Origin of the sequence: Flavobacterium crocinum, from assembly GCF_003122385.1 — a bacterium.
Lineage (GTDB): Bacteria > Bacteroidota > Bacteroidia > Flavobacteriales > Flavobacteriaceae > Flavobacterium > Flavobacterium crocinum.
In genome coordinates this window covers 5,407,440-5,419,868 of the sequence record NZ_CP029255.1, presented here as the reverse complement: position 1 = coordinate 5,419,868, position 12,429 = coordinate 5,407,440, and the positions used below count along the sequence as shown (strand labels likewise).

The 12,429-nt window shown below is 34.1% G+C and carries 7 protein-coding genes; all 7 read right to left on the bottom strand.

Translation table 11 applies throughout. The annotated features are described in order from the left end of the window. Positions 1-73: 73 nt before the first annotated feature. Positions 74-823 carry a DUF2314 domain-containing protein gene (locus HYN56_RS22880; RefSeq protein WP_109194318.1) on the bottom strand — a complete coding sequence of 250 codons (750 nt, stop codon included), beginning with the start codon at positions 821-823 and terminating at the stop codon, positions 74-76. A gap of 443 nt (positions 824-1,266) precedes the next feature. Further along, on the bottom strand, positions 1,267-2,655 hold the full coding sequence (gene lpdA, locus HYN56_RS22875) for a dihydrolipoyl dehydrogenase (RefSeq protein ID WP_091491656.1): 1,389 nt from the start codon (positions 2,653-2,655) through the stop codon (positions 1,267-1,269). Between the two features lie 763 nt (positions 2,656-3,418). Next, entirely contained in the window at positions 3,419-4,003 is a 585-nt protein-coding gene (locus HYN56_RS22870; RefSeq protein WP_109194317.1) for an NUMOD4 domain-containing protein, read from the bottom strand. 224 nt (positions 4,004-4,227) lie between these two features. Continuing rightward, the gene (locus tag HYN56_RS22865; RefSeq protein WP_109194316.1) at positions 4,228-4,992 is read right to left on the bottom strand and encodes a LytR/AlgR family response regulator transcription factor; all 765 of its coding nucleotides are present in this window, start codon (positions 4,990-4,992) and stop codon (positions 4,228-4,230) included. 114 nt (positions 4,993-5,106) lie between these two features. Then, a complete protein-coding gene (locus tag HYN56_RS22860) occupies positions 5,107-6,426 on the bottom strand; it encodes a RagB/SusD family nutrient uptake outer membrane protein (protein ID WP_109194315.1) in 1,320 nt (439 codons plus the stop codon). A 12-nt stretch (positions 6,427-6,438) separates the two neighbouring features. After that, positions 6,439-9,777 (bottom strand): SusC/RagA family TonB-linked outer membrane protein, encoded by a 3,339-nt coding sequence (locus tag HYN56_RS22855; RefSeq protein ID WP_109194314.1) that lies wholly within the window; start codon positions 9,775-9,777, stop codon positions 6,439-6,441. 16 nt (positions 9,778-9,793) lie between these two features. Then, complete coding sequence (locus HYN56_RS22850; protein ID WP_109194313.1) at positions 9,794-12,391, bottom strand: zinc-dependent metalloprotease; 2,598 nt, start codon at positions 12,389-12,391, stop codon at positions 9,794-9,796. Positions 12,392-12,429: the final 38 nt, after the last annotated feature.

Genomic DNA, 12,429 nt, shown 5'->3' with positions numbered 1-12,429 from the left:
AAAAGAATATTTATTTTTAAGTGAATTGCATAAAAAAATCCGATTTATTGAAGTAAACCGGATTTTTTAAATTTTATTGAAGCAGAGGAAGTAAATGTTCCCAATTTAGTTCTTTGGCAAAATCAAAAGGTGTTTTACCACTTTCAGTTTTAGCGTTTTTGTCGGCGCCTGACTCTAATAAGACTTCAACTGAAGTCTGATTTCCTGCAATGGCTTCTCGATGTAAAAAAGTATATCCTAATTCATCTTGATGAGTTACTTCTTCTGGATTATTGTTTACAAATTCAATAAGGCTTTCTTTCATGTTTTTGCTCATCGGATGCTCAATTAGATTTTCTGGTTTTTCTTTTTGTTCATTAACAACCAAAACATCATTAAAATCACCAAAATTCAATCCCCAGGCTTCATCATGAGATTCTCTTTCGTCTTCGCTCATTTCAGAACGCATAGCCTGAATTGTGAACGCACCATAAGTCTGTCCGTTAATAGCAAATAACCAATCACTGATTTGATTTACCGGAATTGCAATTTCGTCTCCGTTAGCAACATTTGTCAGTTCGCCCGGATCATTTACTAAAATTCCGTATATCGTTTCTCCATCAAAATTTACATCGTTAATCCACATGTGCTCTACGACAGTTTCATTGTCAATTTCTTGTGTAAATGCCAGTTTTACACAGGCAACGTCTAGTCCGGGAATTATTCTGCGGTATTCCCAGGATAATTCTCTCCAGAAATATTTAAAGGTTTCCTGAGCCTTTTTGTAAGCTTCGATCATTTTTGGATTTTCTCCGTCGGCGTAGAATATTTTTGTTTCTTCCATCGTGTATAAAGTTTAAGAGTTTTTTGTTGTCTGCTGAATTGTTTTTAATGATATATAGTTTATATCATGAGTTTTAAAGAAGTTTTTTATTTTTTTCTTATTGCTAGATCAGAATAGATTGTCTTGATTTTGCTGATGTGTGACAGTCCCGATTTTAAAGGGATAAAAGTAAAAAAATATAAAATAAAGAAGATATTTTCTTACATTAAGTTTTGAACAAATTTTTGTATGGATATGTTTTCCTTATGGATGGTTGAGAATGTTTTGCAAATGGATTCAGTTTAACAAAAGTGCTTTTAGATAAAGCATTTCCGGTTCTCTATTACCCGGGTTTCTCTTTGATTGAAACGTCAAAACTGTGAGAATAAAAAAAATCCGATCTGTTTTCACAAATCGGATTTTATAAATTGAAAAATTATATATAACCGTAAAACGGTATATTTTTACAAGTGAATTACTTCGCCGTAAGCATCCGCTACAGCTTCCATAACAGCCTCGCTCATTGTTGGGTGAGGGTGGATAGATTTAAGGATTTCGTGACCAGTAGTTTCCAGTTTACGAGCTACAACTGCTTCAGCAATCATATCTGTAACACCAGCACCAATCATGTGGCATCCTAACCATTCTCCGTATTTAGCATCGAAGATTACTTTTACGAATCCATCAGCATTTCCAGCCGCTTTTGCTTTTCCAGAAGCTGAGAATGGGAATTTACCAATTTTTAATTCGTAACCTTTTTCTTTCGCTTGTTTTTCTGTTAAACCTACAGAAGCGATTTCCGGAGTTGCATAAGTACAACCTGGAACGTTTCCGTAATCGATTGGATCTACGTGTAAACCTTTAATTTTTTCCACACAGTTGATTCCTTCAGCAGAAGCTACGTGAGCTAAAGCCTGACCTGGAGTAACGTCTCCAATTGCATAGTATCCTGGAATATTAGTTGCGTTGTAAGCGTTTACTAAGATTTTATCTCTGTCAACAGCGATACCCACTTCTTCTAAGCCGATGTTTTCAATGTTTGTTTTGATTCCAACAGCAGAAAGAACGATATCAGCTTCTAAAACTTCTTCTCCTTTTGCCGTTTTAACGAAAGCTTTAACTCCTGCACCTGTTGTGTCGATACGCTCAACAGAAGAGTTAGTCATTACTTTAATTCCAGATTTTTTCAAAGAACGCTCAAATTGTTTTGAGATATCTTCGTCTTCAACAGGAACTACGTTTGGCATAAATTCTACGATAGTAACATCTGTTCCCATTGAGTTGTAAAAGTGAGCGAACTCCACTCCAATTGCTCCGGAACCCACAATGATCATAGATTTTGGCTGAGTTGGCAAAGTCATTGCCTGACGGTATCCAATTACTTTTACACCATCCTGAGGTAAGTTTGGTAATTCACGAGAACGAGCACCAGTTGCAATGATAATGTGATCAGCGCTGTATTCTGTAACTTTATTGTCTTTATCCGTAACGTCAAGTTTTTTTCCTGGTTTTAGTTTTCCAAACCCTTCGATAACGTCAATTTTGTTTTTTTTCATCAGGAACTGAACTCCTTTGCTCATTCCTTCAGCAACACCACGGCTGCGTTGAATAACAGCAGGGAAGTCTTTATCGAATTCAGAAACTTTTAATCCGTAGTCAGAAGCGTGTTTTAAATAATCAAAAACCTGAGCAGATTTTAAAAGAGCTTTTGTTGGAATACATCCCCAGTTAAGGCAAACTCCACCAAGATTTTCTTTTTCTACTACAGCAGTTTTAAAGCCTAATTGTGAAGCTCTAATTGCTGTTACATATCCACCAGGACCACTTCCTAAAACAATAACGTCGTATTTCATTTTTTTTGCTTTTAGTATTAACTATCGAAAAATGAATTTTATAATTCCGAAACTCATCTTTCGATTTATTCTTTTGTTATTTGTGCTTGCGAATTTAAGGATTTATTTTAAATGAAAGCCCGAAAATTTGTTTTTAAAGTCAGAGATTTTGACCTTTTCACAGAAACTGAAGTAATTGTGAATTGTAAATTGTGAATTATGAATTGATTTTTGTGATTTAGTGATTAGTTCTTAGTAATTAGTCCTTGGTGAATAGAGAGAAGTGCTTTTAATTTAAAAAAAAAATAAAGCCACAGATTATAAAGATTAACACAGATTGAAAATCCTTTTAATCCAAATAATCTGTGGCTTTTATAATTTAATTCAGATGGAAAAACTTTGTGACGGCTTTGACTCCGCTCAGCCTGACAATTTGTAATCAATAGCAATTTTACTATAACTAAAAAATAAGCCACAGATTATAAAGATTAACACAGATTTTTAAAAATCCTTTTCATCCAAATAATCTGTGGCTTTTATAATTTAATTCAGATGGAAAAACTTTGCGACGGCTTTGACTCCGCTCAGCCTGACAATTTGTAATTAATAGCAATTTTACTAGAACTAAAAAATAAGCCACAGATTATAAAGATTAACATAGATTTTTTAAAAATCCTTTTAATCCAAATAATCTGTGGCTAAATATAAGTTAAAGCGTTATGAGTTAAAGGTTAAGCGTATTTAACTATAAACCAAAAACTATAAACTATAAACTATAAACATTTTAAACCTTAACGTGTCCCCAGTTTTCTCCGCTGGCAATTCTTCTGATCTGCATTTCGCTTACGCCGAATTGTTTCGCGATCATTTTAAGACGGGTTTTTTGTTCCGGTCTTGCTAATATCTTCTTGATTAACATGACTTTAGTTGTTGTTAGTTTTCTTCCGTCGGCTTTTAGATTGTGTTCGATCAGGTTCTTTTTCGCCTGAATTACACGAGGACTTTTACGGCTGTGTGCCATCATTTCCTGTTTGGTTGCCCAGCGAAGGTTTTTTACATCATCATTGCTTCGATTGTAATCTAAGTGCAATACGTAAGTTTGATCTTCAGATTCTTTCGGGATAAAATATTGGGCAACTAACTTGTATAAGAAAAGATATTTGTTGACGATTTTATCATCTTTTTTAACCTTAAAACGGAAAGTTGGATATCCGTCGCTTAAACCGCCTTTTAAGATTCGGCCGTTTTCAATTTCGTCAGTAAAGCTAATTAGTCTTCCTCTGTTTGAAATTGCATATTTAAGTTGTAATGAGGCATTTATTTCTATTTCTTTAAATTGTTCATCCGGATAAAATCGATTGTGTGGCATATTCTTTTACATTTGATTTCTATACTCTCAAAGATAAAGAATAAACGAAAAATTTTTGCTATCTCATTGATTGTGAAACCTCAATTTTATGATTTCTATAACGCTAATTTAACGTTTTAAAGTGATTTTGACAGTTTTTAGTCGGATTTTAAATCACAAATTGTCAAATCTTCAGTTTTTTAATTTTGAAATTAACATCAAATTAGGGCTAAATAATGATTAAATTATTGATCCAGCCAGTTTTTAAAGTTGTGGATTTCCTTTTTACTGATAAAAATGGGATCGTTTTCTACTGAAGGAACGGTTAAAATGAGTTCGACTTTCTGATGAGAATGTTTTACGACTTCTTTGATACAGCTTCGATGAACAATATACTTTCTGTTTATTTTGAAAAAATGAAACGAATCAAGACTATTTATGATATCTGTTATGGTACTATTATATAAGTAACTGTTTCCTGATTTTAAGTAGATAAATAAATGCTTTCCGGTTGCTGCAAAATAAGTGATTTCGCTTTCGTTTATAGAAATCAGTTTATAACCGTGATTTACTAAGAAATGGCGCTGTATTTTATTGCTTTCGGGATTTTCTATGGCAACAAGAGACTGAAGCGTAGAGTCGCTGTTAAAACTGTCTTTTATTTTTTTGAATTTATGAAGTGCTTCTAACAATTCTGATTCTTCAAAAGGTTTTAAAAGATAATCGATTGTAAAATGTTTGAAAACAGAAATGGCATACGAATCGTAAGCCGTGATAAAGATGACAGGGCAGGAGACGATGGTTTTTTCGAAAATTTCAAGACTTTTTCCATCTCCCAAATGAATGTCCATAAAAGCTAAATCGATTTTATTTTCGCTAAAGAAAATAACAGCTTCTTTTACCGATTTTAGAACACTGATTTCTGAAATTGGTAAAATATCCTGTTGCTCTAAAATGGATTTTAGATAACTGGACGCCAGATATTCGTCTTCGACGATTGCAACTTTCATTTTTTAGACATTTGGTTTTCTCTAATTATTTGCAAAGATAATTCAGTAATTAGTTTTTGCAATAAAAAAAGGCCCAGCTTAAAAAACTGGACCTTCTTAAAAAACAAATAGGTATTATAGATTGGGATTGTTCAATCTCGCGTTTGCAGGATAAATAATCGTGTAACGCGGATCGTTTTGTATCAATGTATGTTCATTTCCATCTACAGTGTGAATGATTTGTTTTTGAGAAGTTCTTCTCAGGTCAAACCAACGGTGTCCTTCAGCAGCAAATTCACGGCGTCTTTCGTTAGCAATAAACGTTGCTAAATCAGTTGTGTTCATTGCATTTACAGAAGTTGTAAGGTCACTTAGGCCAGCCGGAGTATAACGTTTTGCAATAAAAGCTACTACAGTTGTTTTGGCATCCGCCAAATTATTTAACTCTAATAAAGTTTCTGCTTTTGTCAGGTATAATTCAGAAGATCTAAAAGAACATTTCTGAGCGTCTTCTCCTCCTTTTTGGATTCTGAAACGGCTTCCGCTTGCTAAAAAGTAAAGAGGGTAACGTAAATCTGTTGTTTTGTTATAAGTGGCAATTAAATCCGGCGAAGCATATGAAACCGATTTTAAACTATTGATAAATGTATTTTCAAGTGCTAAAATAGATTCAGCGCTGTCATATCTGTTCGCTAAAACTTTTGTTGCATTTAAATCAATTAAATTATAATTAATCGCCAATGCTTTGTTTGCTGCATCAAGAGATTTTTGCCATTGTTTTTGATACAGGTAAATACGGCTTTCTAAACTGTATAATGAAGCTTTAGAAAAACGGTAATTTAATCCTTTTGGCTGAGATGTTACATTAAGTAATTTCTCTGCTTCGTTAGTATCAGAAATAATCTGATTGTAAATTACTTCAACGGTTTGAGGAATAAAAGCCTGTTCTAAATCTATTTCTAATGCTAACGGCACTGCTTTGTCGCTTGCTGCAGTTGCCGCATTATATGGTTTTCCGAAAAGATTAACCAAATCAAAATAAGCCATTGCTCTTAATGCGTAAGCTTCTCCAATTAATTGGTCTCTTTCTGCAGAAGTTTCGATTTTTTTAGAAGCTTCGTTGATTAAAACATTGGTGTAAAAAATTACAGTATATAAATTCTGATATTGAAAAGTGGTTGTAATCTTGTCAGGATTGCTGTCTTTCCAAATGTAGATATCTCTGTAATAGATAAAATCATCGCTAAACTCATTCAAGGTAAGCTCGTCTGCACGAACTTCAGTCAATGATTTATGCTGTGGATAAACAGAATATCCTGTTGTTAAAACGGCACGAAATTGTGGTAATGTTTCCGGAATTACTTTACCAATAGGCGTTACATCCAGATAATCATCACAGCTGCTTACGGTAAGCGCTGCGATAAAAAACAATATATATTTTGAGTATTTTTTCATCTTTTGATAGTATTAAAAAGTAACATTACATCCAACAGTAAATGACTTAGGAACTGGCTGAGCATAAATATTTCCATAAGTTTCAGGATCAAAATAACCTTTGAAATCAGAACTGATTACAAATAAGTTTCTTGCTTCAACATTCAGTCTAATGCTTTGAATGTTAATGTGATCTGTAAATGCTTTTGGAAGTGTATATCCTAAACGCATACTGTTCAATCTCATATAACTCATTTTGTGAACCCAGGTATCGAGATAATTCATTGTTTTAATTTGATTTCCTCCTGAATACCATTGGTAAGCCATCCATGAATCTCCTGTTCCGGAAGTCTGACTTGTAATACCAGGCAGGTTTGAAGATGTATTAGTTGGTGACCAGGCATTTAAAATTCTAGTCGAATAATTTAATCCTCTGTCTACTTCAGCTCCATAATAAGGTGGAGTTTCAACCATAGTTTGGTCTAAAGTAAACGAAGCCACAACTGCCAGATCAAAATTGCCCACTTTGAAAGTATTAGTAATACCTCCTGTAAATTTAGGATCTCTATCTCCTAAATAAGTAAATAAATCTCTAAATTCTGCTGCCGATAAGTTAGATTGAGAAAATTCTCCCGGGAATATGTCTGCTAAAACATCATACAATCCGAAGAAAGTCTGGCTGTTTACTGTTTCTCCTTTTTTGTTTACGAATAATGGATTTCCGTTTTCATCAATTCCGTTTGTTTTAAATCCGAAAATTGCATTTACAGGACGTCCCTCTCTGTTTGGCATATAATCAGTATCACGAACTTCTATACGGTCAACATTACTCTTGTTTTGTGCAAGGTTAAAGTTGGTAGTCCATTTGAAATTTGGGCGATCAATATTTTTTGTTGCGATAGAAAGTTCGAAACCTTTATTCGTTACCTGAGCCCAGTTCATGTTTGTAAATTCGAAACCATTTTCTAATGGTAATGCTCTGTTACCTAATAAATCGGTACTTTTTCTTCCGTAAACATCAGCAATAATACTGATACGGTTGTGAAACAATCCAAGGTCTGCACCAAAGTTTGTATTCGTAGTTTTTTCCCAACGTAATTTTTCGTTCGGAGGACTAACTACTACAATTGTAGGTTCTGTCTGTCCCGGAAGAATAGTTGTAGTTTTGTTTTCTCCTACAACAAATGGAGATGTATTTTTGTCGATATTTCCTTGTAAACCATAAGAACCACGTAGTCTTAAGTTAGAAATAACGTTGCTGTCTCTTAAGAAGTTTTCCTGAGAAACCAACCAGGCTGCAGAGCCAGACCAAAGTGGTAAATATTTGTATTTTGGATCTACACCAAATAAATCTGAACCATCATATCTGGCACTTCCAAAAACAGTATATTTTCTGTTGTAGGTATAAGAAGCAGTAGCAAAGAAAGAAGCAAATGCATTTTCATTTTGTTCTTTACGATACGTTCTGTATTCAGAGTTGTTTGCCATGTCAGCATTAGGAAAAACGATTTGCTGCGTTGTTAAGGTGTTTTCATCAAAACCGAATCCTTTTGTAAAAATAGCAGTTTGATAATTTCTTCTGATTTCATTACCAACCATAATTTCGACCTCGTGTTTATCAGCAAAAGTGTTCGAGTAATTAAGGGTTGTCTTTAAATTATATTGAAAAAAGTCTTTATTAGAATTTTCAATTACACCACCATTTGGAAGAAAGTAATTAAAACTACCATTAGAAAAATAGCGTGATTTTTCTCTATATCTCCTTGTATAATAACTGTTTTGACCGGCGAATTTCTCAGAAGAAGTATTGTCTAACTGAAGACCAAGCTGGCTATTAGCTTTTAAATGATCTGTAATTTTATATTCAGCATCTAAAATAGCTTTTATGGCTCTTGCTTTTAGGTCGTATGAAGTATTTGCTCTCTCTTCTAAAATATTAAATGGAATGTAACGATCAGAATATCCTGTGATATCCTGGTCATAATTATAACTTCCGTCAGCATTATAAGGTGTCAGGTACGGATTTACATTTCTTGTATAATTAGCAGGATTTGTATTTGTACTTACATCTGTAACGTAAGAGTTTTTTATAGACTCTGAGCCAAAAAGTCCAACGCCAACTTTAAATCTGTCTGATACTTCGTAATTGTTTTTTAAAGTTAAATTGTAACGTTTGAAACCAGTTCCGATAGTAGTTCCTTGCTCATCATAAAAGCCAGCAGAAAAATAGTAGTCTGATTTTTCACCTCCTCCGGACATACTTAAACCATGCTGTGTATTAATTGCATTTTGGTAAATTAAGTTCCCCCAGTTAAAATTATTGTTTCTTAAAGCATTGATTGCATTTTGAGTAGTTGGACTCAAAGAAGAGAATCCGCCATTTCTGAAAGTATTTAATTCATTCGCTCCGTTTAAAATACGAGCGACTTCACCATTGGTATCTCTATATGTTAAATCTGAACGACTAGCCAAACCAAGTTCAAAATCAACTTTTTGGTTAGCATTCATTAAATTTAATTTATCAAAATCAGGTTTAAGATTGATAAAAGTATTAGTGTTAACGTTAATTACCATTTTACCACTTTTTCCTTTTTTAGTAGTAATTACAATAACTCCATTTGCAGCACGCGCACCATAAATAGAAGTTGCAGCAGCATCTTTTAAAATAGTAATATCTTTAATATCATCAGGATTTAATCCTGCGATAGAATAATTAGCTAATAAATCGATATTATCCTTATCGTAGTTTTTAGGCACATCCTCACTTTCTAATGGTAATCCGTCAAGAACCCAAAGTGGATCCTGGGAACCATTAAGAGAAGCAGTACCTCTAATTCTAATTTTAGCTGGTGCTCCAGGTGCTCCGGATGGTGTAGTAACGGCAACCCCTGCTACTTGTCCTAATAACATTTGGTCAACACTGGCAACTCCGGCTTGTTGAATGCTGGCCATCTCTACTTTCGCAATTGCACCGGTAACTTTTCTTTTCTCAATTTTTTGATAACCTGTAACTACAACTTCCTGAAGTTTAGCTGTTTCAGATGTTAGGTTAATGGTGTAATTTTTTTGACCGTCTAATTCCAAAGTATACGATTTGTATCCCATGAAAGTAACTCTCAAAGCAGTAACATTTTTTGCCACTTTCAAGGTGAATTTACCGTCGAAATCTGAAGTAGTTCCAATAGCTTCACTATGAATAATACCTGCCATAGCAGTTTTGTTTGAAATGGAATTATTTTCAACAAAGATTGATGCACCCGGAATTGGTGAAGAATCTGTCGCGTCCTGAATGATTCCCGTAATAGTTCGGGTTTCCTGCGAGTAACCTGCAATAGCGAGGAACAGCAGTAAGGCTTGTAAAATTTTTGTCATGTTTTTGGGTTGTGTATTAAAAGGTTGTATTATTTAGGGCTTTTTCGATTCGTTGTATCAAATCGCGGTAATGGTTTTGGGTAGATTGGTCTCCTGTGCTTTTTTTAGTTTTTAATAATTGAAGGACTCTGTTTAGTTCTCCTTTTTTATCAGAAGTCACTTCAGTAACTCTTTTTAAAGAAGACTGATTAATGTTTCTTGCCATATGAGCATCATCTAAATAACCGCACAAATGAGGCATATTTAAAGTCTGCTGAATATCCAGTAATTTTTTAGCATCTGTTTTTTCAAATAATTTATTTGTTGAAACAATCAAAACATCTATATAATTCTTTTGTGTCATTCTTTCCAAAATGCTTAAAGATTTATTCTGAATCGTTCCCGCAAAAACACTTTGGTGCATTTTTTTAAACAAATCATTTACGGTAAAAACAGGATCTTTGGTTTTATTACGCTGATACAATTCATTTTCTGTCATTCGAAGCAAACGATCATCACTAAATAAATCGTATAAAATGCTGTATTGCAATTCTCTTGAAAGCGTGTAAGGTGTATATTCATAAGGACCAAGAGGAGAATCTTTCAACGGATTGGTTTTGTCTAAAATGTCATTAAAAAACAACCACTGCGGAATCGTGATGACATTTTTAGCTAAATAATCAGTCGCTCTTTTCTGCATTGCTGCCGGAACCGGAACGTAACTTTGTTTGTTGTCGCCATGAACCGTTTCGTTCAAATAAACACCGCCAATATTGTTCATCACATGACGATTGTACAACTGCCATTGACCAATAGTCCCGATGTATAATTTCCCCGTTTCATAATACGACTGATCTTTATCGTATGTCCAGCTTAAAATATTATCAACAACACGTTTTAGGTTTTTCAAACCGTATTCACTCGCTTTTACAGCATCATTTCCTAAATCTTCAGACTGTGAACGTGGATCGATTATATTTTCCTGCTGTTCTCCGTAAAAATAAATAGGGTCATCCTGGTGTTTAGCGATTAAAGTATTTAGTTTTAAAGTCTCGTTGTCATTTGGACCGTACCATCTGTATCCCCATTCGATCGCATATTTATCATATTCTCCAATTTTAGGAGTAATTACAGTAACATTATCTTCAGGTTGTGCTACATAATTGTAACGGGCATAATCCATAATAGAAGGAGCAGTGCCGCCCATTTTTGCTGTGAATTCTTTAGAACGCAAGGACTCAACATCATAAGCAAAAGAAGAACCCATATTGTGTTTCAAACCAAAAGTATGACCGACTTCGTGAGAAGAAACAAAACGAATTGCTTCTCCCATATGCTCATCACTGAACTTATTGCCTCTGGCTTTTGGATCGATTGGTCCAGTCTGAATACGCATCCAGCTTTGAAGCGAAGTCATAACATTATGCCACCAGATAATATCAGCCTCGATAATTTCACCGCTTCTTGGGTCAACCACAGATGGTCCCATTGCATTTGATTTTGGAGAAGCCGCATACGTAATTACAGAATAACGAACATCATCAATATCAAAATCTAAATCTTGTTCAGTAGGTTCTTTTGCAATCACAGCATTTTTAAATCCTGCTTTTTCAAAAGCTGCCTGCCAATCGTGAACTCCATCAATAATATACTTTCTCCACTGCTTTGGAGTAGAAGGATCGATGTAATAAACGATTGGTTTTTTCGGCTCTACTAATTCACCTTTTAAATAACGCTCTTCGTCTTCCTTTTTAGGTTCAAGACGCCAGCGTGTTATTAATTCTTTTTCAAGCATTGCCTGTTGTGCATCGGCAAAATACCAGTGTTTTTCTGTAAAAAATCCAATTCTTTTATCAGAAAAACGTGGTTTCATTGGAGTTTTATCCAATAAAATAATATTACTTGTTACGCCAAGAGTCACCGACAATGCCGGACCGCCTTCGCTTATAGAAGTTGTCAGTTGAGATTTGACAACAATATTTTTTGGGAAAGATTTTAAACCTTCAATATAAGAAAGCTCAGATTTAACAGAACCTCCAAAACCAATGTTGCTTAAAACATCGTTGAAGCTTTTTTGTTTTCCGTCAAAAATCTTATTTACTTTTATTACAACAGCAGTCGAATCATTGTTTTTGGTTTCAATATCAAAAACTTCAATAATAGATTCGGCAAAATTGTTTTGAACTGATTGGGTAATCGCGTCTTCTTTTGGAGAAGAAACTTTAGGAACATACGATTTTACCCAGACTTTCTTTGCGATTGTATCTTTATAAAAACTAATAATCTTGTTTTCATAATTCATTCCTTTGTTTAAACCGGCTTCATTTACCTGAAAAGGAACTTGCGATAATTTGTTTACAACTAAAAATTCTCTTTTAAATAAGCTGTCCTGAATTTCAAAATAAACATCGGTTTTTACCTGAATAACATTGAACAGTCCTTTTTTAACGGTTCCCTTTTTGACAAGGTCACTGTATTTTTTACCTTTTTTAGAATCGGTAGAATCTTTTTTAATTTCAGTTGTTTCCTCTTTTTTGTCTTTCTTCTTTTTTTGAGATTGAACAGTAAGCGGAGCTAATAATAATAGGAGTATGCAAATTGTTATCAAATTATGCAGGAATGCCTTTTCCTTCATCAGATGTTAAGTTTAGGTTAATTTTTGGCCGAAACTAT